This window comes from Mesorhizobium sp. WSM4815, from assembly GCF_055811575.1.
In genome coordinates, this window is sequence record NZ_JBVVQS010000079.1 from 39,163 (window position 1) to 62,816 (window position 23,654).

Here is a 23,654-nt window from a genome sequence, read left to right on the forward strand (position 1 = left end):
CGATCTCCCCCCTTGAGGGGGAGATGGCCGGCAGGCCAGAGGGGGGTGCAGCGCATCCCTCAAATCATAAGCCAATTCAGGAGCACCCTCGCCTTTGCCCGCCCCTCTCATCGAAATGCGCGGAATCTCCAAGAGCTTCGGCGCCGTCATGGCGAACGAGGCCGTCGATCTCAGCGTCGCGCCGGGCGAGATTCTCGGGCTGCTCGGTGAAAACGGCGCCGGCAAGACGACGCTGATGAACGTGCTGTTCGGCGCCTATGCGTCCGACGCCGGCGAGGTCCTGGTTCAGGGCCGGCCGGTGACGATCAACAGCTCGGCCGATGCGCTCGCCGCCGGCATCGGCATGGTGCACCAGCATTTTCACCTGGCGCCGCGGCTGTCTGTGCTGGAAAACCTGCTGATCGGCATTCCCGCCAAATCGGGCCGGATCGACCGCGCCGGCGGGCTGGCGCGACTGGCGGAGATCGGCCGCCAGCATGGGCTCACGCTCGATCCGGACCTTCCCGTCTCGGCGCTTTCGATCGGCGAGCAGCAGCGGCTCGAAATCGTCAAGGCGCTGTTTCGCGGTGCAAGGCTGCTGATCCTCGACGAGCCGACGGCGGTGCTGGCGCCAACAGAGGTCGACGGGCTGTTTTCGGCGCTGCGGTCGATGGCGGCCCAGGGTCTCGGCATCATCTTCATCTCGCACAAGCTCAACGAGGTCAGGGCGTTGACCCATCGCTGCGTCGTGCTGCGGCACGGCCGCGTAACCGGGCGCGTCGATGCACCTGCCAGCACGACATCCTCGGAGATGGCGCGGCTGATGTGCGGCCACGAGATCGTTCCGCCGGCGAGGGGACCGTCGACACCGGGTGCCGCGGTGCTGATCCTGGATGGCATCTCGACGTCGCGCCATTCCGGCATGGCGCTGCGCGATGTCTCGCTTTCGGTGCGCGCCGGCGAGATCCTCGGCATTGCCGGTGTCTCGGGCAACGGCCAGCGGGCGCTTGCCGAGGTGATCTCCGGCGTTCGCGCGCCCGATGCCGGCCGGATGACGATAGCCGGCAAAGCTGTCTCGCGGTTCTCGCCGCGCGAGGTGCAGGCGCTCGGCCTCGGCCGCATCCCGGAAGACCGCATGACGACCGGACTGGTCACCAATCTGCCGCTGGCGGATTCGATGGTGCTGCCGCGCATCGGCACGGCGGCGTTCAGCTGCAACGGCCTGCTCAGGCCCGATGCGATCCGCGCCTTCGCCGAGGCGCAGATCAAGGCCTATGACATACGCTGCCCCGGGCCGATGACGCGTGCCGGAGCGCTGTCCGGCGGCAATCTGCAAAAGGCGCTGCTGGCGCGCGAACTCGCCTTCGATCCGAAGGTGCTGATCGTGTCGCAGCCGACGCGCGGCCTCGACATTGGTGCGGCGCGCTTCATCCACGAAAAGTTCCTCGACATGCGCGCCAGGGGCTGCGGCATCGTCGTCATCGGCGAAGATCTCGAAGAGCTGCTGATGCTCTGCGACCGTATTGCGGTGATGTATGAGGGGCGCATTGTCGGCACGCTGGACAGCGCCGACGCCACCATCGCGCGGCTCGGACTGATGATGACCGGAGCGGGGGGCGATAGTTGATGTTCCGCCTCGAAGCCCGCACCTCAACGCCCGCCTGGTTCAACCTGGCTCTGCCGTTGCTGGCCATCGGCGCGACATTGGTGCTGTGCAGCGGCCTCATCGCCCTGGCCGGCGCCGGGGTGATCGAGGCCTATGGCGTGATGTTCTCGGCGTCGCTGGGCGACAGCTACGCGATCACCGAAACGCTGGTGCGTGCAACACCGATGATCTTCACCGGCCTTGCCGTGGCGGTCGCCTTCCGCGCCAAATTCTGGAATATCGGCGCCGAGGGGCAGCTGCTTGCCGGCGCGGTGGCGAGCTGTGCCGTCGGCGCCATCCCGATGCCGGGGCAGCTCGCCATGCTGCTGATGGCGCTCGCCGGCGCCGCCGCCGGCGCTGCGGTCGCCCTGATCCCGGCAACGCTGCGGGTGAAATTCAAGGTCGATGATGTCGTTAGTTCACTGCTGCTCAACTCGGTCATCTTCTACGCGTTGATGGCGCTGATCGAAGGCCCGTGGAAAGACAGTTTCAGCGGGTACCCGATCTCGCCGCCGATCGAGGATTCAGCCAATTTCCCGGTGCTGCTCGAAGGCACGCGGCTGCACCTCGGCGTCGTGGCGGCGTTCCTGGCCGCACCGGTCATCTGGTTCCTGATCATGCGCACGACGCTCGGCTTCAGGATCAGGGTCATCGGCGAAAATCCCGAGGCCGCGCGCTATGGCGGCATCCATGTCGAGCGGGTGCTGATCTCGACGGCGCTGCTGTCCGGGGCGCTCGCCGGTCTTGCCGGCGTCAGCGAAGTCGGCGGCGTGCATTTCCAGGTGATGAGCGACATCTCGCCGGGCTATGGCTATTCCGGCATCGTCGTCGCCATGCTGGCGAGGCTCAACCCGCTTGGCGTGATGCCGGCGGCGCTGTTCCTCGCCGCCGTCATGACCGGCGCCGAGGCGATGTCGCGGGCCACCAGCGTTCCGGCCTTCCTCAGCGACGTCATCCAGGGCACCGCGCTGCTCGCCATGCTGGTGGCGCTGCTGTTCACGGCCTATCGCATCCGCCGCGTCGGAACCGCATGATGAGCGTCGTGCTCGAACAGATTTTTCAGGTCGGCTTCCTCGCCGCGATCATCCGCATCGCCACGCCTTTGGCTTTCGCGACGCTGGGCGAGATGTTTTCGGAGCGGGCCGGCGTGCTCAATCTCGGCATCGAAGGCATCATGCTGTTGTCGGCGATGACCGGCTTCACCGCGACCAGCCTCAGCGGCAGCCTGTGGCTCGGCGTGCTTGCGGCGGTGCTGACCGGTGCGCTGATGGGTGCCGTGCATGCGCTGTTCACGGTGGCTCTCGGCCTCAGCCAGCATGTCTGCGGCATCGGCGTGACGCTGTTCTCGTCGGGCCTCGCCTATTTCCTTTACCGGCTGATCTTCGGCCAGCAATCGGTGCCGCCCAGCATCAAGAGTTTCGAAACGCTGCCGATCCCTGTTCTCTCCGACATCCCGGTGCTCGGACCAGCCGTGTTCAACCAGTCTTCGCTGGTCTACATGGCGATGGCAGCCGTTCCCCTTGCCGCCTTCGTGCTCTATCGGACTCCGTGGGGCCTGTCGGTGCGCATGGTCGGCGAAAATCCGCGCGCCGCCGATTCGGCCGGCGTCGGCGTCATCGCCACTCGCTTCCAGGCGGTGATCCTTGGCGGTGCCCTGATGGGGCTGGCCGGGGCTTTCCTGTCGATGGTGCAGTTCAACGCCTTCACCTTCGGCCTCGTCTCCGGGCGTGGCTGGGTGGCGATCGCGCTCGTCGTCTTCGGCCGCTGGGATCCCTGGCGTTCGGCAGGGGCCGCCCTGCTGTTCGCCTTCGTCGATGCCCTGCAACTGCGCATGCAGGCGAGCGGGCTCGGCCATATCCCCTATGAGGCGTTCCTGATGCTGCCCTTCATCTTCACCATCGTCGCCATGGCGGTGATGTCACGCAACGCCGTCGCGCCTTCGGCGCTCCTCAAGCCGTTCCGCCGCGAAGAACGCTGACAGGGCGGGGAAGGGAATTCTCAGCCACCGCTTAGCGCCCGCATCACATTCGGCAGCGCCGGCAGCGTCAGCAAAACCGTGCCGGCAAGCCAGATCGACGCGACGACGATGCTCCTGGGGCGCGCCGACCAGCGCTCATAGAGAGCGGCCGGCACGCCGGCGAGCATGATGGTCATCGTCGACAGGATCAGCGCACTTGCCATGTAGACGATCTGGCTCAGGGGAGGCGCCCAGCCCGGATACCAGATCGGATAGAACAGGAACACCATCAGCACCCACGGCGAAAAGATGCCGTTGACGATGGCGACCGCCATGACCGGGACAAGACCGTTTCTATCCATTGCCTCAACCCCCCTGCGAAGCCATCGGCGCAATGCCGAAATTGATCAGAAAGACGAGGTAGAACACGCGCAAGGCCATAAGCCAGAGCACGCTGAAGACGATCACCACCGGCTGGGTCAGGATCGACGGCGTAATGCTCCGCACGGCCCGCAGGAACGGGTCCGTGACACTCTTGAAGAAGCGCCAGATGTAGTTGTCCCAGCTTTCGGGCACGAAGAAACCGAGCACGAGGCGACCGATCAGCGTGTACATCACCGCGGCAAGGACGAAATTCGGGATGTGGAAATACCAATAGGACCAGAAATCGTTCATGGGGGAGTTTCCAAGCAGCGGCGGCGCCGCGTTATGCCAGCGACGCCCCCGAAATGAAAGCGGGGTCCGTCACCGGACCCCGCCTTGAGCGCCGATCGCTATGCGCGATCAGGCAGTCTTTTCTTCCATCATCTGCTTGCCGCGCGGCACGCGGATTTCCTCGATGAAATCCTGCATATCCCGGGACGGCGCCCTGGTGAGAAGGCTGACGATGATCATCACGGCGAAGCCAACCGGCAGTCCGAAGGCCGCCGACGAAATGTTCTTCACGCCCCACCACAGTTCCATATTCGGCGTCGCCTTGTCGAAGTCGGCGCCGTACTGGGTCATGACAAGGTAGAAGATGGTGATGCCGAAGCCCGCGATCATGCCGGCAACCGCACCGGCCGAGTTGGCGCGCTTCCACCAGACGCCGAGCACCAGCGCCGGGAACAGCCCGCCGGCGGCAAGCGAAAACGCCCACGACACCATCGACAGGATGTCCGACGGCTTGGTCGACGCGACGTAGGCGGCCAGCACGGCGACCATAACCAGCAGGATGCGGGACACGATCAGGCGCCGCGACGTCGGCGCATTCTGGTCGATCATCCTGTAGTAGATGTCGTGGCTGAGCGCGTTGGCGATGGCTAGCAGCAGGCCGTCCGCCGTCGACAGCGCGGCGGCAAGACCGCCGGCAGCGACGAGGCCCGAGATGACGTAAGGCATGCCGGCCATTTCCGGCGTCGCCAGCACGATCATGTCGGCGTTGAGGTTGATGTCGGCAAACGAAAGTGCCGTCACGCCCTTTTCGGCGCAGGCCGCGACGATCGCCGCGGAGTCTGTCGCCGCCTTGCCGCAGATCTGCACGAGCGTATTGTCGGCAGCGGCCCAGCGCATCATCCATCCGGCTTTCTCGGCGATGTTCTCGGGCGTCAGACCCGACGCCACCAGGTCGAGCATCGTCCACTTGGCGAACGCCGCATAGGCAGGCGCGGTGAAGTAGAGGATGAAGATGAACAGCAGCGACCAGGCGACCGAGACACGCGCTTCACGCACCGACGGGGTGGTGAAGTAGCGCATCAGGACATGCGGCAATGACGCCGTTCCGACCATCAGGCAGAGGATGAGCAGGAAGTAGTTCTTGGCATCGTAGCCGCCATGCACGAATGGGGTGATGTGATGCACGGTGATGCCCTGCGCCGTCTCAAGCGCGGTGATGTTCGCCAGCGCCTGGCCTTGCATCAATTGTGGGATCGGCACGCCGGTTTTCACCGTCGACATCCAGATGACAGGGATGAGATAGGCGATGATCAGCACGATGTACTGGGCGACCTGCGTCCAGGTGACGGCGCGCATGCCGCCCAACATGGAGCACACCAGGATGCCGGCCAGTCCGACATAGACCGCGACATTGAAGTCGATGCCAAGGAAGCGGGCCGAGATCAGCCCGGTGCCGAAAATCTGCGCGACGACATAGGTGAACGAGCAGGAGAACAGAACGATCACGCCGATGAAGCGGGCAAGATTGCCGCCGTAGCGCGCCGACAGGAAGTCGGGAACCGTGTAGGCGCCGAACTTGCGCAGATAGGGCGCAACGAGGATGGCCACGAGCACGTAGCCGCCGGTCCAGCCGAGCACGAAACCGAGGCCGTCATAGCCGAGCAGATAGAGTGAGCCGGCCATGCCGATGAACGAGGCCGCTGACATCCAGTCGGCGCCGGTCGCCATGCCGTTGTAGAGCGCCGGTACGCGGCGCCCGGCGACGTAATATTCGCCGACGTGCATGGTGCGGCTCAGGATGCCGATCACCGCGTAGATGACGATGGTAAAGCCCATGAACAGGTAGCCGATGACAACATTTTCGACGCCCATGGCGCTCAAGATGGCCATCAAGATGATGAAGGCTATGAAGCCGCCGGTGTAGATGCCGTAGATGCGGCCGAGATTGGAGGTGAAGTCGCCTCCGCCTGCGGTGGTAGATGTCGTGTTAGCCATTGACGTTCCCCCGATCAATCTTCATGGACGCCATGCTCTTCGTCGATCGCGTTCTGGCGCCGTGCGAACCAGAACAGCATGACGACGAAGGCGATGAGCGAACCCTGAGCGGCCATGTAGAAGCCGAGCGGAAAACCAAAAATGACGATGCTGTTGAGTTGCTCCACGAACATGTGGATGACGTAACCGAAGAATACCCACAGGCCCAGCATGGTGAACATGAGGCCCTTGGTCTTGTTCCAATAACTTACGCGGTCTGGCGTCGCCATAGCTTGAACCCTCCCTTGGTTGGCAGCTTGCGAACCGTCTCGACCGCAAGGCGCCGTTTAAAGCTTGCCTCTTCCGCTGACGCGGAAGCCCTCCGGCATAGGTCGCGGCCAGGTATAGAATCAGCCGACCGTAACTTTGTATGAGTATCACTTCTTGTCGCGCCTGTTCATACGACTTTAGAATCGGTGAGAGGACTGGAGAATCGGTGGGAGGACTTGAATCGGTAAGAGGGCTGGCCGTGCGGCGCCGCGAGGGCTAAACGGTCAACATCGGTTGGAAACAAGACCGAAGGGAGAGCGCCATGGGCCTGCTGAACAATTTGTTGCCAGAGTTCCTGCGCAAGCCGCAGCCGATCGTCAGCGTCGGCGAACTGGCTGACTTCATGGATTCTCGCGCCGCCTTCCTGGCCCAGAAGAGCATCGTCGAGTTCTGCCGCGTCAGGGCAGGGGTCTACTGGCAGAAGCTGTTCAGCGAGAAGGAGTTCCAGGCGGCGCTCAACCATTCGCGCTGGCGCGCCTATCCTGCGTGTTACGCGATGGTGGCGGAAATGGTGGAGGGTGCACTACGCGAACCCGCCGGCTTGCGCCAGCGGGGCCTGCCAGCGGCGCTGGAAAAAGTCGCCCTGGCAAGCTTCTCCAAATATGCCGTTCCGGCGGGCTCGCCTGCCACTTTCTGGGAGGACGCCGCCGAACTCACCCGTCAGCGCCTCGCCGCCACCCAGATCGGTCCGCCGCGGCCGGTGCGCGAGATCCCCGAGCCGCTGGCGCGAACGGTTTTCGAGATGGTCCCGATCCACCCCAACCTGCTGACCAACGATTACGACTATATCTTCAACTTCCTGAGAATGAATCTGCTGCGCGCGCATGAGGATTTCCTGGTGCAGGCCGACCGCAGCGCCCTCGTCGATGAACTGCTTGGCGCCGCGCGCAGCTGAGTTTGTTTACTGTCCGAGCGTCGCCGGCGATGCGAACATCAGGTCCCGCACCAGGTCGGGTGCCGACTGAAGGCGCTTGATGAGTGTCTTGAGCTGTGCCTGCTGATCGCGCGCCAGCGCATTGATCTCGACGCGGTTGGATACCGGTATACCGGCGTAGATGTCACGCGTCTGCTGAGCGAGCAGCAAGCCGACCAACATGGCGTGACCGGCCAGCATCGCCTTCATGTCGGGCCCGCCGCCAATATCCAGCGCGATCAGTCGCTCGAGCCGGGCACGCGTGCTCCGCTCGCGGATGCCGTGGCGAATTGCGAGCGTGCGTGCGGTCGCGACGATTGGAAAAAGGCCATGCTTCTTGATGTCCAGCCGGCCATTTTCAAGCTGAAGGCCGCCAAAGACAGTGAAGGGATTGCCGGTCGTCATCTGCTCGCCGAGCAGCTTCGCGAACACCGGCTCGGCGTGGGCACGGTCATAGGCATATTCGACGAACTGCGCGGCCAGCGTCGTGTCGCCATGCACCGGTCGCAGGTCGTAGACGATATCGACGTTGAGCAGGTCCTGGGGCCGCAGGCGGCGAACCCAATCCTCGACGCGCCGCTTCCAGGTGGAGAGGCTACCGCGGAATGCGGCATTCGAGGCCATTACCCCGCCTTTGCAATACGGCACGCCTGAGATGTCGAGCATGTCGGCGAGCCTGGCCCCAAGATTCTTGAACCAGCGGTCTTCGGGCCCATCCGGCTCGCCATCTGCAAAGACGATTGCGTTGTCCTGGTCGGGGGCCATCAGGCTTTCGCCACGGCCGCCTGAGCCGAGCACGAGCACGGCGTAGGCGCAGGGCGGCGGGCCGTGGCCTTCGATCTGCATCTGCTGTTCGGCAAGCACGGCGGCGCGGCGGGTAAGCGAGCAAAGTTCGTCGCTGATGATTTCCGCCACCACGCGCGGGTCGATCGCTTCGCCGATGAGCGAACGTACCACGCCCGGCAGCATCGACCAGCTGGCCGCCAGTTCGGCGCCATCCCTGGCATGTTCGATCGTGTCGTCGAGATCGATGGCAGCGGCGGCGCGGAGCCTCAACAGGTCGCGCGCCGAAAGCACGCCGACCAGCATGCCAGCGTCGTCGCGGACGGCGAGGTGGCGGACTTTCAGCCGATCCATGCGGCCGATCGCCCGGTAAGCGAAGGCGGCGGCGCGGATGCTTATCAGCGGTCGCGTTGCGAGGCTTGCGACCGGCATGTCAAAAGCCCGCTCGGCGTCGGACGACATGCGGCGCAGCAGGTCACGCTCGGTAACGATGCCATACGCCTCGATCGCTTGATCCGGCGTTCCACGCTCCGACACGAGGACCGAGCTGATCTTGCGCTTGACCATCAGGTCGATGACCTGCCTTGTCGGTTTGGTCGACTTCACCACGACTGGCGGGCTGCTCATGAGGCTGCCGACGCGATGGCGATAGGCATAGGGATCAACCGGCTGAAACGCGGGAGCCTGGGGTCGCGACACCGGCTCGGCCCAGCCGGCGCGATGGCCGGCTTCGAGAGCGTCCGAAAGGGCAAGGCAGGCAACCTCGGCCTCTCCAAGTGTTCGGATGTTGCGCTTGCGCAACTCCGGAATCAACGCGGCAAAGATGTCTCCGGCCGCAATCGCATCGCCCAGAGCCGAATGCCGGCCGGTTATCTCCAGGCGAAGCCATCCGGCGATCGTTTCCAGCGAATGGTCTGCCAGATTGGGATTTGCTATGGTTGCAAGAAGCCGGACGCACAGCGCCCGAGGCTTTTTCCAGGGCAAGCGGGCGCGTCGGCATTCGCGCTCCAATACCGCCAGGTCGAAGCCGATCGAATGGCCGACGAGGATGCGGTCGCCGACGAACTCCTGGAATTGTGCCCATGCATCCGGGAAGCTGCCGGCTCCGTCAACATCGGCATCGGTGATGCCGTGGACGAGCGAAGCCTCGGACGGGATTGCTTCACCGGGATCGATGAGGAGATCGAGCTGAGTTTCCCGGATGACCTTGCCATGCGCGATGCCGATCGCGCCAATCTGGACCAGGCGCGCCTTGGTGGCGTCGGGCCCGGTTGTTTCGGTGTCGACGGCGGCAGCCGCAATTGCTATCAGCGGTGTCGCGCCGCTCGCCGGCTTCAATTCCGTCTCCTGCGGCATAGCCGATAGCCTTCCTCTGCCGGATGTCTCGCCGAGACAGCGCCTGTCCGAGACAGCACCTGTCGGTGCGAAAAGGTTCGATCCGGCTTGCCATGCAACATAGAGCGCGCCGGCGGGCCGCGTCGATGGCCGAAGTCAGGCTATGGCGTTCGCAATGTTGCGCCGGGGAGTTGCGCGCCTGCACGTCCAGGCGGCACATTCGCCTTAAAGTGATTTGATACGGTCGCAGCGCTCGCACATTGTCGGCGAGCTTGCTGCCGAGGGCGCCGATGGATGAGATCAGGCGGGTTGCTGTGGGGTGCATCGGGCGCGCCGTCATGTTCGGCTCGCTTGCCATTGGCTGTGTCATGGTCGGATTCTCCTTCAACCCGGTGTCTGCATTTCGCTCCGGCGCGTTCCTCACGCTGACCATGGTTCTGGCGCTGATGTGGAAAGCCACGACCGCAGCCTTCAAAAATCCCAAGCACACCGAAGTCTGGCTCTACCTCGATGAGAAATCGCGCCCAGCCGATGCCTCGGCACGACGGGTGTTCGGCACCATCATGGGCGACGTTTACAGACTCTACGCCCGGATCGCGCTCGGCGTCGCGGTCGGGTTCTTCCTTGTGTCGCTCGTGCTGATGCTGTTCGGCCTGGAAGCTTACAGGCCGCCCGCCAACTAGGCGGCCGCTCCGCCTATCCCTGCCCGCCCGCACGACCGGGCGTTTTGCCACCGGGCCGATCGGCCTCGGAAAGTGCCGCGCTAAGCAGCAAACGAACCAAATTGTCCTCAGGTTGGAGAAAAACATTCTAAGGATCGCTGGAAAATAGCACTCGACAAAGTCTACTGATTTAATAGATTAACTGCCGAGACGGAGGTCGATATGTCCTATTTCCAGAACGCCCACACTGCCCGCGAAGGCCAAAGGCTCGGTTCTGACCAGACTTGGCGGCCAGCCTATGAGGGCGCCTTTGCCTATCTCGTCTTTGCCCTTGCGTTCGTGTTCACCGGTGCGGTCGTTCTGGGTTTTGTTCCCTGACTATGGAGCCCGCGAGTCATCGGGCCTGACTAAAGGGATAGCTGTCTGCCGTTTCGCGATATCGGAGTTGAATGAACCGAGTCCCGGTGCGCTTTCGCGCGCTTGACCCCAACGTGATGGAGGAGATGGCAATGCCGTTCGAGTTCACGCATGTTCCCGGTAAAACTCACCCGGCCGACCCAACCGCGCCGTTTTTCTACGATTTCGCGGAAACCGCGACAAAGCTGTCGCTGATCGAGGACATCGGTTTCCAGAAAATCGTCGTCGACGATCCGGCTGGGCTGCTGACCAATATGGATATTGCCGCCCGGGCGCTGGACCGCACTTCTTCGCTCGAGATCGTTCTCACGCATTGGGCTGGTGTGATCGACCCGACGGTGGCGGCACGGCAATTGGCGGCCCTCGACGCGAAAAGCGGCGGTCGGCTGTCGCTCAGGATGCTCAGCGAGCCGCTGAACGACGACGATGCCGAAACGCGTCCGGTCGGTCATACGGTCGTCTGGCAGCGCGTCGATGAATATCTGGTGCTGCTGAAACGGTTGTGGTCGAACGACAGGCCGTTCGACCATGAAGGCGCCTTCTACAGCATCAGCGGCGGCTATGTGCCGCGCAAGGGGCCGCGTAGCGCCGGGGTGAGCATCCGCATGGGCGGACGGTCCGGAACGGCGCTCAGGGTCGCCGGGCGGCATGCCGATGTCTTCGAGCTGACGCCGGGTTCGCTCGACGAGATCCGGCAACTGATGGAGCGGGTGCGCAATGCCGGCGCCGAACACGGCCGGGCCGGCAAGCTGCGTTTCGCGCTCCCCGTCCGGATCCGTTCGGAGGGCAACGCTTCCGGCCAGAAGGCGGTCGAATTTGTCGGACCACCGGCACAAGTCGCGCTTTCCCTGCTTCCTTATGCTGCCCTGGGAATCGAGGAATTCATGATCGTCGGTGTCGACAGGCCGGGCGAGATCGCAATGGCTGGCAGTGAAACGATCGCGCTGCTGCGCAACACTCTGGCGCGCCGCGAGGCTCCACCGCCCGGGGCGTTTGCGCCTCGCGTGATCCGCGAAGCACGCGCCGGCTGAGCGCGTGCTATGCGCTTTGTGGTCGCCAACCCGAAGCGCGTGGCGGGGCCGCTCATTGCCGGCCTTTCCACATCAGCACCATGAAGTAAGGCCCGCCAACCAGGGCAGCAAGCAAACCCGCCGGAATCTGCCACGGGAAAATCAGCATCCGGCCGGCCCAGTCGGCCGAGACAAGCATTATCCCGCCAAGCATCGCGGAAGCGAAAAGCTGCGGCAAGGCGCGTTGAATGCCGAGCATACGGGCCAGGTGCGGCGCCATCAATCCGACGAAACTCAGCGGCCCGATGACCAGCGTGGCTATTGTCGTCGGCACCGAGATAAGCACCAGGAGCACGACCTGCACGCGAAACAGGCTAAGCCCGAGCCCGCGCGAGGCGGCTTCTCCAAGCGGCAGGATTTCCAGCCAGCGGCTGGTGAGGGGCACGATGACGAGCAGAGCAGTCGCCGTCACGGCGGCGATTGTGGCATCGGCGGCGGTGGCCCGGTAGGTGGAGCCAGACAGCCAGCCGATCAGCGTATCGAGCCGAGGATCGCCGCTGGCGAGCATCACCGCCGAGAATGCCGACGCCATCGTCGCCACGGCGACCCCGGAAAGCAGCAACCGATCAGGCGCGAGGGGCTGCCGGCGGGCGGTCGGCGAAACCATCGCCAGGCTGACCAGCGCCCCGACGAGACCGGCGGCGATCATCGCCGGACGGTTGACATCAGAAGTCGCCACGAAGAGCAGCAGGATGCCTAGCGAGGCGCCGCCTGAGATACCCAGCACCTCGGGCGCCGCCATCGGATTGCCGGTCATCCGCTGCATCAGCGTGCCGACCACGCCCAGCATCATACCAGCGCAAACCGCGACGACGATGCGAGGCGCCCTGAGCGGCAGCAGGTCGGCAAGTTCGGCGGCCGAGGCCACGTGCCAGCCGGTCGCGCCTCGCCCGACAACAAGCGCGGCGCAGAGAAGAAGCGCCATCGCGATGAGCCCGAGCAGCAGATAGGCCCACCCGCTGCGCCTGCGCACGGAAGCCAGCATGGTGCCGTCCCGATCCGGGCTGGTGCGCAATTTCGGCAGGAGAAGAAACAGCAGCGGCGCACCGAGGAAAGCAGTCGCCACGCCTGCCGGGATTTCGGAGGCAAACGGCAGGACCTGCACCAGCCGGTCGGTCAGCCACAACAGCGCGGCGCCAGCAAGCGGCGCCCAGATCATGCGCTGGCGCAAGGTCCGTGCCCCGGCGAGCCTGACCAGCGCCGGCGCCGCAAGCGCCACGAAGCTGATGACGCCGACGGCGGCGACCACCATGCTGCTCAGCCCGACGGCGACTGTCATCCCGGCCAGCCGTGTCACCGAGGGATTCGTTCCGAGGCTTTCGGCTCCCTCATCGCTCAGGTCGAGAAGCCGCAGCGGCCGGAGCAGAAGGAAGGCGGCAATGCCGGCCATCGCCAGCCATGGCGCGAACCCGAGCACCACGGCATCGCCGTTCTGGATCAGCGAACCGCTCTGCCAGATGAAGAGTTCCTCGGAATATTCGCGGTTGGCCGCTATCAGCAGGGCGCTCGCCGAACTGCATGTGAGACTGACCACCAGGCCGGAAATGATGATCGCGACCGGCGAAAAACTCCGGCCCCGGGCCAGAGCCAAAACCGCCAGCGTCGACAGGGCGCCGCCGGCGAGCGCCACCCATTCGCGACCTTGCTCCAGCATCCACGGCGCGTAGAGCGTGGCGATCGTCAGGGCGATGGTGGCGCCTGCATTGGTGCCGATGGTCGTCGGCTCGGCGAGCGGATTGCGCAGCAGCTGCTGGAGCAGCGTGCCGGTCAGGCCGAGCGCCGCGCCGGCCAGCAGGCTGATCGCCAGACGCGGCAGGAAGGCATGCCGGTAAAGCAGCTGCCGCGGATCGGCAAAGTCGGTCGCCCCGAGCGACTGCCACCACATGTCGGCGGGTAACAGGCGCAAAAGCCCGGCAGCGGTGAGATATGCGGCGAGCATCGCCGGCAGGCCGACGAGGGCGACGAGCATCCCTGCCTTGAAACGAGCACGATGGCCGGCCATGGACTGCATTATGGTCATGCCCGGGCCAAAAACGTCGCAAAACGGGTAGCGGCGGCTAGCCCGCCGAACGGCCATACCGGCGGGATTGTCCTGACGTTGCCGGCCTTGACGCAGGGAAGGTTGGCCCAGAGGCTGCTCTGGTCGATCCTGATCTTCACATGCGGCGGGATCGGATCGAGCGAAATCACGCGGGCCTCGCCGATCGCAACCAGCTCTTCGATGCCCAGCATGGAAAAGCCCCAGCTATCGGTCGGCGCCGTCCAGGCGTTGGTGAGGCTCAACCGGTCGAGCACGTCCTGGAACAGACTGCCCTTGCCGTAGACACGGACGTGACGATCGTCGAACATGCTGACCACCGCGAGCGGCTGGTCTGCCCGCCCTGAAAACTGTGCCCTGATCTGGGCGATTGCCGCCGCCGTTTCCTGGACAAGGCGCAGAGCCTCAGCCTCGCGGCCGAGCTGTGAGCCAAGTTTCAGCGTCTCATTCTCGGCCTGGCGATAAGGGGCTTCGGTGCCATCGTAGAAGGGCACCGTATGCAGCGGCGCGATCCGCCTGAACGGAGCTTCGTCCAGCCCATAGCCATAGGCGCCGGTGATAAGATCGGGCTTGAGTTCCAGGAGCAGTTCCAGGTTGGGCTCGCCGCGCGAGCCGAGATCGAGGCAGCCGGCAGGAAGAGCCGGTCCCGCGACCCAGTCGCGGTAACCTTTTGAGTCGGCGACCGCCACCGGGCCGACCCCGAGCGAGATGACCATCTCGGCCGAGGTCCATTCGAGGCAGGCGATGCGCGGCGGCGGAGCGGCATGCGCCGGGTCGCCGCGCAGGCCTAGGCTCGTCGCGGCCAGGCCGGCCAGGCACCGGCGCCGCGTCAGTGGCGCCAATTGGGTCCGGGCCTGCACGCGCGGGTCACCATGTGTACTTCACCGAGCCGTTGATCCGGCGACCCTCGCCATAAAAGCAGCCGAAGCTTTCCGCGTAGCAGGAGGCGACATAGCGCTTGTCGAACAGATTGCTGACATTGAGGTTCAGCTCGGCGTTCCTCCATTCGTAGTGGAGTGCGGCATCGACAAGCGTGACTGCCGGCACTTTGAAAGTGTTGGCGTCGTCGCCGAAGGTCGAGCCGACATAGCGGATGCCGGCGCCGAGCCCGAAGCCTTCCAATTTGCCGCTGCCGACCGTGTAATTCGCCCACAGCGAGGCCGCATGCTCCGGCACGCCGAATGGGGTGTTGCCCTCATCGCTGATTGTCTCGCCACTATCGTCATCGACGGTGATCGAGGTGGCCTTGGTAATCTCGGTGTCGAGATATGTATAGGCCGCCCGGAAATCGAAGCCTGAATCGAGGCTGGCAACAGCTTCCAGCTCGATGCCGCGCGACCTGATCTCGCCGGTCTGGAAGATGTCGTTGGGCGCGCCAACACCGCCATAGCGTACGACATTCTGCCGGGCCAGGTCGAACGCCGAAACGGTGACGAAGGCGTTCCAGCCGACCGGCTGGTATTTCAGCCCGACCTCGTACTGCTTGCCGGTTTCGGGCACGAGCGGATTGCCGCTGCTGTCGGGGCCGGACACCGGCTGGAACGATTCGGAATAGCTGACATAAGGGGCAAGGCCATTCTCGGCGAGATAAAGCAGACCGGCGCGGCTGGTGAAGGCGTCGTCCTTCTGGCGGGGACCGAAAGCGCCGGCCAGATTGTCGTGGACTTTCGCGTCGGCCCAGTCCTGGCGGCCGCCCAGCGTCAGTCGCCAGTTGCCCAGCTTGATCTGGTCCTGTGCGTAGAGGCCGACCTGCGATTGGGTGGTGTCGGTATCTGTATAGGGCGTCATTTCGCCGACCGGGTAGCCATAGGCCGGGTCGAATATGTTGAAATCATCGTCGGTCATATCGTTGCTGGCGGCATAGTCGCGGTAGGTGTAGCGCTTATAGTCGAGGCCGAGAAGCAGCGTGTGGGCGAGCGGCCCGGTGTCGAAATCGGCCTGCGCCTGGTTGTCGATGGTCACGCCGCTGAGCCTGCTGCCGCCGGCATCGGCATAGCGGGAATAGTCGCCCTCATCATTCAGAAGCCCGCCGCCGAAGACGCCTTCCTCATAGTGCTTCAGATAGACGTAGCGGGCATGCTGGCGAACCTGCCACGTCTCGTTGAGGCGGTGATCCAACTCGTAACCGATCGACGCCTGGTCGTTGTCGTAGGTGTCGAAGCCCGGTTCGCCGACGAACATGCTGTTCGGCAGGTATTTTCCGTCCCTGCCCGGCCTGATCGTGCCGTATGCCGGCAGATACTGCATCGCCCAGCCGGACCGGTCGCGCTGATAGTTGGCGAGGATGGTCAGGCTGGTATCGGCATCGGGCTGCCAGGTCAGCGCCGGCGCGATGAAGATGCGGTCGTCCTCGACGAAATCAGTCTGCGTATCGCCGATGTGGGCGGCGCCGGTGAGGCGGAACAGCAGCGACTTGTCGGTGTTGACAGCGCCGCTGAAATCGAACTTTCCTTCATAGCGGTCGAAGCTTCCGGCGCCGAGCTCGACCTCGCGGAGGTTCTCCTCGGTCGGGCGCTTGCTGACATAGTTGATGATGCCGCCAGGACTTGCCTGGCCGTAAAGAACCGATGCCGGCCCGCGCAGGATTTCGTAGCGTTCGGCACCGTAGGAATCGAGCGCCGTGAACAGCGTGAAATTGCTTTCCTTGAGCTGCAGCCCGTCCTTATAGAAGACGCCGCTGGAGTTCGAAATGCCGCGCATCTGCAAGCCGTGGCCACGATTGTCGGTGCCGTAGAGATTGCCGGTTGCGCCTGGCGTATACCGCAGCGCGCTGTTCAGGCTGTCCACCGCCTGCGCTTCCATCTGGTCTTTGGTGATGACCGATATCGACTGCGGCGTCTCGATCAGCGGTGTTTCGGTCTTGGTAGCGGTGGAGCCTTGGGTGGCGACATAGCCGTCGACCGTCCCAAAGGCGCTTTCGACGCGTTCCTGAATATTGATCGGGTCGAGAGTGGTGGTCGCCTCCTGCGCGACGGCGTGACCGCCGCCAAGCAGCACCGGCAGCGACATCGCCGCGACCAGCAGGTTTCGGCGCGCAGTCACTTCGCTTTGAGTTCTTCCGCGACCTGAACCAACGACCATCTCGGCACGCTCCACATTTCGTGTTTCGACGCAAATCCGGCGCGTCACGACATTTTGTTGACTCAAAAAGTCATCTTCATTGTTGACTAATAAACTCATGTTTCATAGTCAACCGGACATCGGCGCCCGCAAACCGGATTGCCGAAAACCGGATTTCGAAATGCGCGCAAAGCTGGAGTGAGGCCGAGACCGTGGCAGGAATTCATGCCCAGACTGCCTTCCATGTCGAAGCGTTGCGGTTCGCTGTCGGCGAGCGGACGCTGCTCGGTCCCGTCACACTCGAGTTGCAACGCTCGCGCGTCTATGGGCTGATCGGGCACAACGGCTCGGGCAAGTCGACGCTGATCAAGCTCCTGGCGCGCCAGCAGCCGGCAAGCTCGGGCGGCATAACCTTCGCGCAGCGGCCGCTGGTGCAGTGGGGCGCGCGTGAACTGGCGCGCGCGCTCGCCTATCTGCCGCAGACGACGCCGGCGGCGACCGGCCTGACGGTGCGCGAACTGGCGACGCTCGGCCGCTATCCCTGGCATGGCGCGCTCGGTCGTTTCGGGCATGAGGACAGGCGCCATGTCGAGGAGGCGCTTGTCCTGACCGATATGGCTGACTTCACCGACCGGCTGGTCGACGAATTATCCGGGGGCGAGCGCCAGCGCGCATGGCTGGCCATGCTGGTGGCGCAGAATGCCGGCGTCATGCTGCTCGACGAGCCGATCTCGGCGCTCGACATCGCCCATCAGGTCGAGGTGCTGGGGCTGGTCAGGGACCTCAGCCGCAAGCGCGACCTGTGCGTCGTCGTCGTGCTGCACGATCCCAACATGGCGGCGCGCTACTGCGACGAATTGATCGCGCTGAAGGACGGCAGGCTGCTGACGCGCGGCACGCCGGACCAGATCATGCAGGGAGACGTGCTCAAAGGAATTTTCGGTGTCGAGATGGGTGTGTTTGCGCACCCCGTCACCGGCCAGCCCATCGGCTATGTGCAATGAGGCCACTGTGAGAATAAGGAAGAAGCCCTTGTCCAGACATGGTTTGTTCGCGGCGTTGCTCGCATCCGCCATCCTGTCGGCCGGCGGCGCAGCCGCCCAGGAGCAACCGGGCGCAGCCGCCCAGGAGCAACCGGGCGCGGCCCCGGCGATCGAGGCGCCGGCTCCAGTGCCTGGGCAGGCTGCGCCAGACGCCGCCGTGCCACCGGCGACGCAGCCGGCAGTGACCACGCCTATCGAGACCACGACTACCGAGACTGGCCCTTCGACGGCAATGTCCCTGACCCTGCCGCGTGACCTGTCGCCATGGGGCATGTTCATGGCGGCCGACATCGTCGTGAAAGCGGTGATGATCGGGTTGGCTTTTGCGTCCTTCGTCACCTGGACGATATGGCTGGCCAAATCGCTGGAGATCCTTGGCGGCAAGCTGCGCGCCCGCCGCGCGGCACAAGCGATCGGCAATGCCGCGACGTTGAACCAGGCCGGGCGCGCGCTTGGCCATAATAACGGTCCTGGCGCCCTGCTGGTGCGGGCAGCCGAAGAAGAGACCGCGCTTTCGGCCGGCTCGCTCGACCATGTGTCCGGCGAAGGGCTGAAGGAGCGGGTCACCTCGCGGCTGTCGCGCATCGAGGCGGCGGCGGCGCGGCGCATGTCGCGCGGCACCGGCGTGCTGGCGACGATCGGCTCGACCGCGCCCTTCGTCGGCCTGTTCGGCACGGTGTGGGGCATCATGAACGCCTTCATCGGCATCTCGCAGGCGCAGACCACCAACCTCGCCGTCGTTGCCCCGGGCATTGCGGAAGCCTTGCTGGCCACGGCGATGGGCCTTGTCGCGGCGATCCCGGCGGTGGTCATCTACAACGTCTTCGCGCGATCGATAGCCGGCTACAGGCAGATCCTCGCCGATGCGTCGGCAGGCGTCGAGCGGCTGGTCAGCCGGGATCTGGATTTCCGCACGGTCGCGCCGGCAAAGCAGATGGCCGCGGAATGAACACGGAGCGACGCCATGGCGGCTAGAATTCGAGAGAACATCGACGGCGATCTCGAGGAAAACCACGAGATCAACGTCACGCCGTTCATCGACGTGATCCTGGTCCTGCTGATCATCTTCATGGTCGCGGCGCCGCTGGCGACCGTGGATGTCAATGTCGACCTGCCGGGCTCGACCGCAACGCCTGCGCCTCGACCGGAGACGCCGCTGTTCCTGACGCTGAAGAACGATCTCAGCCTGGCGATCGGCAACGCCAGCGTGCCGCGCGCAGCCTTCGCCCCCGCGCTGGTCGGCAGGACAAAAGGCGACAGGCAGACGCGCATCTTCCTGCGCGCCGACAAGGCGGTCGGCTACGGCGAGCTGATGGAGGTGATGAACCTTTTGCGCGGCGCCGGCTATCTGAAGATCGCGCTGGTTGGCCTCGAGACCGCGCCCGGCGATGCCGCGGCGCCGCAAGTCGGAACCGGCCAATAATGTCGCCGGCGGCCGCCCTGCCGATGGCCGATCAGCGGCGTTTCGGCGCGCGCGAGATCGCCTGGTGGGCGGGCGCGGCTGCGCTGGTCCTGATGGCGCATGCCGCGGTCGGCTATGCGATGCAGAGCTGGCGCCCGGCCGAGCCCGATGGCGGGCCGCCGCAGGCGCAGGTGATCGAGCTGTCGCCGATGGCGCTCACGCCGGCCGAGCCGGCGCCGATATCGGATGAGATAGCGCCCGATCAGCCGGACCCGGCCGAGGAGCCCGAGATAACCGAAACGGAGCCTCCGCCCGAACCGCCCGTCGAGCAGGCAGAGCCGGTCACCGAGCCATCGGAGGCCGCTCCGGCCGACACGGTCGAGCCGACCCCGCCGACAGTGGCCGAACGGGTCGACCAGCCGCCGCTCGAGGAGGTCGTGCCCGAAATTGCCGAGGCCGTCACGCCGGAAGTGGTCGTTCCGCTGCCGCTGCCGAAACCGGTCGACAAACCCGTCGAGGCCAAGCCAAAGAAACAGGCAAAGACTGAGGTAAAGGAGCCGGCTGAGGTCAAGGCGAAGAAGCCTGTCAAAGAAGCCAAAAAGCGTCCGAAAAAGGAAAAGGCCGCACCGCCGCGGACGACGGCCAGTGTCGCTGCGACATCCGCAGCCAGGGCGGCCGCCCCGAAATCGACCAAGGCAACGGCTGCGAGATCCGGCGTGAGTCCGGACAGGTGGAATTCGCGGTTGCGTGCATGGATAAGACGGCACACAAATTATCCAAGGGCGGCGAAGGCCCGGCGCGCGGAAGGCAGTCCGAGCGTGACCTTCACGATCGACGGATCCGGCCGGGTCCTGTCCGCCCGGCTGGCTCGTTCCTCCGGCGATCCAGACCTCGATCGCGCGGCGCTCAGTGCATTACAGGGCGCGTCGGTGCCGGAGCCACCGCCGGAACTCGGCTCCCGCATAACCCGCACGGCGCCATTCTCGTTCGCCCTGCGCAACTAAGTTCCTCGGCACAGTGATTTTGACAGGTCTGGGCCGGCAGCGAACGTCGACAATTCGGTCCAGTGGCAAACCGCCAACCTCTAGGATTAGCCGAATCATCCTCCACTTCGTCATCCCAGGGCGGAGCAAGGAGCGAAGCGACGCGGCGCAGACCCTGGGATCCATTCCGTGACATCAGCCGAAGAATGCAGCGGCTCAGAAGTGGCCGGCCGCTTGCCTCTGTCATCTGACTGTCACATACCCGCCATATACATCGATAATTCCGGATTCTAGGATACATGGATAAGAACACCGCTCTTCTCGCATTGGCAGCGCTTGGCCAGGACACCAGGCTCGAAGTGTTTCGCCTGCTGGTGCGGGCGGGCGCGGACGGTGTGCCAGCCGGCGAGATCGCCGCGCGCCTCGGTGCGGTGCAGAACACCATGTCGGCGCATCTGAAGGTCCTCGACCATGCCGGCCTGGTCCGCGCCGAGCGCGACGGCCGGACGATCCGCTACGTCGCCGACATGACCGGCTTTCGCGATCTGCTTGCCTATCTCATGGAGGATTGCTGCAACGGCGCGCCGGAGCTCTGCCAGCCGGTCATTCAGGCCGTGACTTGCAACTGCTAGAAGGGAGGACCACCCCATGAATGATCCATACAACGTGCTTTTCCTGTGCACCGGCAATTCGGCACGGTCGATCCTTGCCGAAGCGATCCTCAACCGTGTCGGCGCCGGCAAGTTCAGGGCCTATTCGGCCGGATCGCACCCGAAGGGAGAGGTCCATCCCTACGCGCTCCAGCTGTTGAAAACCCTCAACCACGACACGTCCTTCGCCCGCTCAAAAGACTGGCAGGAATTCGCGGCTCCTGGCGCCCCCGAGATGAATTTCGTTTTCACCGTCTGCGACAACGCGGCCAATGAAGCCTGCCCGGTCTGGCCGGGACAGCCGATGACCGCGCATTGGGGCGTGCCCGACCCGGCCGCCGTGGACGGCACCGACGCCGAAAAGCATCTGGCCTTTGCCGAAGCCTATCGCATGCTCAACAACCGGATCTCGATCTTCGTCAGCCTGCCGATGAACACGATCGACAAGCTCGCCCTGCAGAAACGGCTCGATGAAATCGGCCGCGATCTGCCGAAGGCCGGCTGACATCATGGCGGCTGACCTGTCCCGCCGCATCGTCGCGGAAGCGCTCGGCACGGCAATGCTGGTCGCGACGGTCGTCGGCTCCGGCATCATGGCGGATCGTCTGACGGACGATGTGGGTCTCTCCCTGCTCGGCAACACGCTGCCGACTGGAGCGATTTTGGTGGTGCTGATCACCATACTCGGACCGATTTCCGGGGCGCATTTCAATCCGGCGGTGACGCTGGTTTTTGCCCTCAGGCGGGAAATCGAAGCGAACGCTGCACTGGCCTATGTGATCGCCCAGATTGCCGGCGGCATCGCCGGAACGCTGCTGGCGCACGCCATGTTCGAACTGCCAATTCTCCAGATCTCGCAAACCGTGCGGACCGGAAACGGACAATGGATTGCGGAACTGGTGGCCGCCTTCGGCCTGGTCTTCACCATTCTCGCCGGTCTTCGCTTCCGTTCGGATGCCATTCCATGGCTGGTCGGCCTCTACATCACCGCGGCCTATTGGTTCACGGCCTCGACCTCGTTTGCCAATCCGGCAGTCGCCATTGCCCGGGCGGTTTCCAACACCTTCGCGGGCATCCGGCCGATAGATCTGCCGGGGTTTATTGTCGCCGAGCTGCTGGGCGCGCTGCTTGCGATGGCGTTGGCAGGATGGCTGCTCGCTGAACCCAAGCCAATCAGACAGATGAGAGCCGCGAAATGACCATCACCATCTACCACAATCCCAACTGCGGCACCTCGCGCAACACGCTCGCCATCATCCGGCAGTCTGGCGAAGAGCCTGAGGTGATCGAGTATCTGAAAAACCCGCCGTCGCGTGAACGGCTGGTCGAGCTGATCGCGGCGATGGGGATGACGCCGCGCCAATTGCTGCGCGAGAAGGGCACGCCTTACGCCGAGCTCAATCTCGGCGATCCCAAATGGACCGATGACGAGATCGTCGAGTTCATGCTGGCGCATCCGATCCTGATCAACCGGCCGATCGTCGTGACGCCGCTTGGCACCATGCTTGCTCGGCCGTCCGAAGCGGTTCTCGACATCCTGCCCAATCCTGAGATCGGGCCGTTCGCCAAGGAAGACGGCGAAGTCGTCATCGATGCGCAGGGCAAGCGCGTTGCCTGACCTAGTGCCCGAGGACTCGCTTCCGAACGTCGACGAAGACCAGTTCCGGCCGATCGACCTGCCGGCGCTGCTCGACGTGCCGCGGTCGATCCACAAACCTCGCGTGCTGATGCTCTACGGCTCGCTGCGCGAGCGGTCCTATTCGCGGCTTGCGACGGAGGAGGCGGCTCGCATTTTGGGCCGCCTGGGCGCCGAGGTGCGCATCTACAATCCCGCCGGCCTGCCGCTGCCGGATTCGACCTCGGCCGACCACGCCAAAGTCCAGGAGCTGCGAGACCTGTCGATCTGGTCGGAAGCGCAGGTCTGGTGCTCGCCGGAGCGGCATGGCTCAATGACAGGAGTGATGAAGGCGCAGATCGACTGGCTGCCGCTGTCGGCCGGCGGCGTCAGGACGACGCAAGGCCGCACGCTCGCGGTGATGCAGGTGTCGGGCGGCTCGCAGAGTTTCAACGCCGTCAACCAGCTTCGTCTCCTCGGCCGCTGGATGCGGATGATCACCATCCCCAACCAGTCGTCGGTAGCCAAGGCTTTCAACGAGTTCGACGAGGCCGGCCGCATGAAGCCGTCGCCGTACTATAACAGGATCGTCGACGTGATGGAGGAGCTGATGAAGTTCACGCTGCTCTTCCGTGATCGGTCCGCCTATCTCACGGACCGTTATTCAGAGCGTGTCGAAAGCGCCGAAGCGGTTGCCAAGCGGGTCAATCAGCGGTCGATTTGAGAGCGGGTGTGGTTGCTAATTCGATAATTTTCGAAATAGTTATTGACGCGGCGTTGTCTCAGCGCTACCTTATTTCCATGAAACTCGAACAAGCAGCAAAACAGCTTGAAGCGCTCGGCAATCCGACGCGGCTGAAGCTTTATCGCACGCTGGTGCGGGCAGGCGAAACAGGACGACCGGTCGGTTATCTGCAGGAAGCCCTTGGCATCGCTGCGTCGACCCTGTCGCATCATCTCCACCGGCTCATCCTGACCGGCCTGGTCACCCAGGAACGCCAGGCAACGACGCTAATCTGCCGGGCCAATTACCCTGTCATGAACGATCTCCTCGGCTTTCTTGCCGATGAATGTTGTGCCGATGCCGCATGCGGGCCGGCTGTCGGCGAGGCGGCTGCATAACTCTTTTTTTGACTGGTATTTC

At 64.3% G+C, this 23,654-nt stretch carries 25 protein-coding genes; 17 read left to right on the top strand and 8 right to left on the bottom strand.

What is annotated here, in order from left to right:
* The first annotated feature begins 94 nt into the window (after nucleotides 1–94).
* Genes AC0L2B_RS05680 through AC0L2B_RS05690 form a run of 3 tightly spaced genes read left to right on the top strand, consistent with a single transcriptional unit; the run spans nucleotide 95 to nucleotide 3,602 of the window.
* Nucleotides 95–1,606, top strand: a complete 1,512-nt coding sequence (locus tag AC0L2B_RS05680; protein WP_473744539.1) for an ABC transporter ATP-binding protein — start codon at nucleotides 95–97, stop codon at nucleotides 1,604–1,606.
* Nucleotides 1,606–2,658 carry an ABC transporter permease gene (locus tag AC0L2B_RS05685; protein ID WP_473744540.1) on the top strand — a complete coding sequence of 351 codons (1,053 nt, stop codon included), beginning with the start codon at nucleotides 1,606–1,608 and terminating at the stop codon, nucleotides 2,656–2,658. Before AC0L2B_RS05680 ends, AC0L2B_RS05685 begins: the two co-directional genes overlap by 1 nt.
* The gene (locus AC0L2B_RS05690; protein WP_473744541.1) at nucleotides 2,658–3,602 is read left to right on the top strand and encodes an ABC transporter permease; all 945 of its coding nucleotides are present in this window, start codon (nucleotides 2,658–2,660) and stop codon (nucleotides 3,600–3,602) included. Before AC0L2B_RS05685 ends, AC0L2B_RS05690 begins: the two co-directional genes overlap by 1 nt.
* 20 nt (nucleotides 3,603–3,622) lie before the next feature.
* Here AC0L2B_RS05690 and AC0L2B_RS05695 read toward each other — a convergent pair whose 3' ends face one another.
* From AC0L2B_RS05695 to AC0L2B_RS05710, 4 genes are all read right to left on the bottom strand, one after another.
* Nucleotides 3,623–3,943, bottom strand: a complete 321-nt coding sequence (locus AC0L2B_RS05695; RefSeq protein WP_091592307.1) for a hypothetical protein — start codon at nucleotides 3,941–3,943, stop codon at nucleotides 3,623–3,625.
* 4 nt (nucleotides 3,944–3,947) lie between these two features.
* A complete protein-coding gene (locus AC0L2B_RS05700; RefSeq protein ID WP_287241299.1) occupies nucleotides 3,948–4,256 on the bottom strand; it encodes a YggT family protein in 309 nt (102 codons plus the stop codon).
* Nucleotides 4,257–4,364: 108 nt separating this feature from the next.
* A complete protein-coding gene (locus AC0L2B_RS05705; RefSeq protein WP_473607493.1) occupies nucleotides 4,365–6,230 on the bottom strand; it encodes a sodium:solute symporter family protein in 1,866 nt (621 codons plus the stop codon).
* A gap of 14 nt (nucleotides 6,231–6,244) precedes the next feature.
* Nucleotides 6,245–6,499: a DUF4212 domain-containing protein gene (locus tag AC0L2B_RS05710; protein ID WP_473517142.1), complete on the bottom strand. Its 255-nt coding sequence runs from the start codon at nucleotides 6,497–6,499 to the stop codon at nucleotides 6,245–6,247.
* A gap of 302 nt (nucleotides 6,500–6,801) precedes the next feature.
* Between AC0L2B_RS05710 and AC0L2B_RS05715 the strand changes: the two genes are divergently transcribed.
* The gene (locus AC0L2B_RS05715; protein WP_473744542.1) at nucleotides 6,802–7,434 is read left to right on the top strand and encodes a hypothetical protein; all 633 of its coding nucleotides are present in this window, start codon (nucleotides 6,802–6,804) and stop codon (nucleotides 7,432–7,434) included.
* Nucleotides 7,435–7,440: 6 nt separating this feature from the next.
* Here AC0L2B_RS05715 and AC0L2B_RS05720 read toward each other — a convergent pair whose 3' ends face one another.
* A complete protein-coding gene (locus AC0L2B_RS05720; RefSeq protein WP_473744543.1) occupies nucleotides 7,441–9,591 on the bottom strand; it encodes a DUF294 nucleotidyltransferase-like domain-containing protein in 2,151 nt (716 codons plus the stop codon).
* A gap of 269 nt (nucleotides 9,592–9,860) precedes the next feature.
* On the opposite strand from AC0L2B_RS05720, the gene AC0L2B_RS05725 reads away from it, so the two are divergent.
* The 3 genes from AC0L2B_RS05725 (at nucleotide 9,861) to AC0L2B_RS05735 (ending at nucleotide 11,680) form a co-directional block, all read left to right on the top strand.
* Complete coding sequence (locus AC0L2B_RS05725; RefSeq protein ID WP_023800517.1) at nucleotides 9,861–10,253, top strand: hypothetical protein; 393 nt, start codon at nucleotides 9,861–9,863, stop codon at nucleotides 10,251–10,253.
* A 201-nt stretch (nucleotides 10,254–10,454) separates the two neighbouring features.
* Complete coding sequence (locus tag AC0L2B_RS05730) at nucleotides 10,455–10,610, top strand: hypothetical protein (RefSeq protein ID WP_473744544.1); 156 nt, start codon at nucleotides 10,455–10,457, stop codon at nucleotides 10,608–10,610.
* Between the two features lie 131 nt (nucleotides 10,611–10,741).
* Nucleotides 10,742–11,680, top strand: coding sequence for an LLM class flavin-dependent oxidoreductase (locus AC0L2B_RS05735; RefSeq protein WP_473744583.1), 939 nt, complete (start codon nucleotides 10,742–10,744; stop codon nucleotides 11,678–11,680).
* Nucleotides 11,681–11,732: 52 nt separating this feature from the next.
* Here the strand turns inward: AC0L2B_RS05735 and fhuB are convergent, their stop codons facing one another.
* Genes fhuB through AC0L2B_RS05750 form a run of 3 tightly spaced genes read right to left on the bottom strand, consistent with a single transcriptional unit; the run spans nucleotide 11,733 to nucleotide 16,799 of the window.
* Nucleotides 11,733–13,739, bottom strand: a complete 2,007-nt coding sequence (fhuB, locus tag AC0L2B_RS05740; protein WP_473744545.1) for a Fe(3+)-hydroxamate ABC transporter permease FhuB — start codon at nucleotides 13,737–13,739, stop codon at nucleotides 11,733–11,735.
* Nucleotides 13,736–14,617 carry an ABC transporter substrate-binding protein gene (locus tag AC0L2B_RS05745; protein ID WP_473744546.1) on the bottom strand — a complete coding sequence of 294 codons (882 nt, stop codon included), beginning with the start codon at nucleotides 14,615–14,617 and terminating at the stop codon, nucleotides 13,736–13,738. Before AC0L2B_RS05745 ends, fhuB begins: the two co-directional genes overlap by 4 nt.
* 7 nt (nucleotides 14,618–14,624) lie before the next feature.
* On the bottom strand, nucleotides 14,625–16,799 hold the full coding sequence (locus tag AC0L2B_RS05750; RefSeq protein WP_473744547.1) for a TonB-dependent siderophore receptor: 2,175 nt from the start codon (nucleotides 16,797–16,799) through the stop codon (nucleotides 14,625–14,627).
* A gap of 230 nt (nucleotides 16,800–17,029) precedes the next feature.
* On the opposite strand from AC0L2B_RS05750, the gene AC0L2B_RS05755 reads away from it, so the two are divergent.
* From AC0L2B_RS05755 to AC0L2B_RS05800, 10 genes are all read left to right on the top strand, one after another.
* Nucleotides 17,030–17,821: an ATP-binding cassette domain-containing protein gene (locus AC0L2B_RS05755; RefSeq protein ID WP_473744548.1), complete on the top strand. Its 792-nt coding sequence runs from the start codon at nucleotides 17,030–17,032 to the stop codon at nucleotides 17,819–17,821.
* A gap of 28 nt (nucleotides 17,822–17,849) precedes the next feature.
* Nucleotides 17,850–18,809, top strand: coding sequence for a tonB-system energizer ExbB (gene exbB, locus AC0L2B_RS05760; protein ID WP_473744549.1), 960 nt, complete (start codon nucleotides 17,850–17,852; stop codon nucleotides 18,807–18,809).
* Nucleotides 18,810–18,824: 15 nt separating this feature from the next.
* On the top strand, nucleotides 18,825–19,283 hold the full coding sequence (gene exbD / locus AC0L2B_RS05765; RefSeq protein ID WP_473744550.1) for a TonB system transport protein ExbD: 459 nt from the start codon (nucleotides 18,825–18,827) through the stop codon (nucleotides 19,281–19,283).
* Nucleotides 19,283–20,266, top strand: a complete 984-nt coding sequence (locus AC0L2B_RS05770) for a TonB family protein (RefSeq protein WP_473744551.1) — start codon at nucleotides 19,283–19,285, stop codon at nucleotides 20,264–20,266. Before exbD ends, AC0L2B_RS05770 begins: the two co-directional genes overlap by 1 nt.
* 278 nt (nucleotides 20,267–20,544) lie before the next feature.
* On the top strand, nucleotides 20,545–20,877 hold the full coding sequence (locus AC0L2B_RS05775) for an ArsR/SmtB family transcription factor (protein ID WP_077380823.1): 333 nt from the start codon (nucleotides 20,545–20,547) through the stop codon (nucleotides 20,875–20,877).
* Between the two features lie 16 nt (nucleotides 20,878–20,893).
* On the top strand, nucleotides 20,894–21,400 hold the full coding sequence (locus tag AC0L2B_RS05780; RefSeq protein ID WP_287122344.1) for an arsenate reductase ArsC: 507 nt from the start codon (nucleotides 20,894–20,896) through the stop codon (nucleotides 21,398–21,400).
* Nucleotides 21,401–21,404: 4 nt separating this feature from the next.
* Nucleotides 21,405–22,094 (top strand): aquaporin, encoded by a 690-nt coding sequence (locus AC0L2B_RS05785; protein WP_287122346.1) that lies wholly within the window; start codon nucleotides 21,405–21,407, stop codon nucleotides 22,092–22,094.
* Nucleotides 22,091–22,513 (top strand): arsenate reductase (glutaredoxin), encoded by a 423-nt coding sequence (arsC, locus tag AC0L2B_RS05790; RefSeq protein ID WP_473744552.1) that lies wholly within the window; start codon nucleotides 22,091–22,093, stop codon nucleotides 22,511–22,513. Before AC0L2B_RS05785 ends, arsC begins: the two co-directional genes overlap by 4 nt.
* Complete coding sequence (arsH, locus tag AC0L2B_RS05795; RefSeq protein WP_473744553.1) at nucleotides 22,488–23,234, top strand: arsenical resistance protein ArsH; 747 nt, start codon at nucleotides 22,488–22,490, stop codon at nucleotides 23,232–23,234. The genes arsC and arsH overlap by 26 nt, the downstream gene beginning before the upstream one ends.
* Nucleotides 23,235–23,311: 77 nt before the next feature.
* Complete coding sequence (locus tag AC0L2B_RS05800) at nucleotides 23,312–23,632, top strand: ArsR/SmtB family transcription factor (RefSeq protein ID WP_127315183.1); 321 nt, start codon at nucleotides 23,312–23,314, stop codon at nucleotides 23,630–23,632.
* The last annotated feature ends 22 nt before the right edge of the window (nucleotides 23,633–23,654 follow it).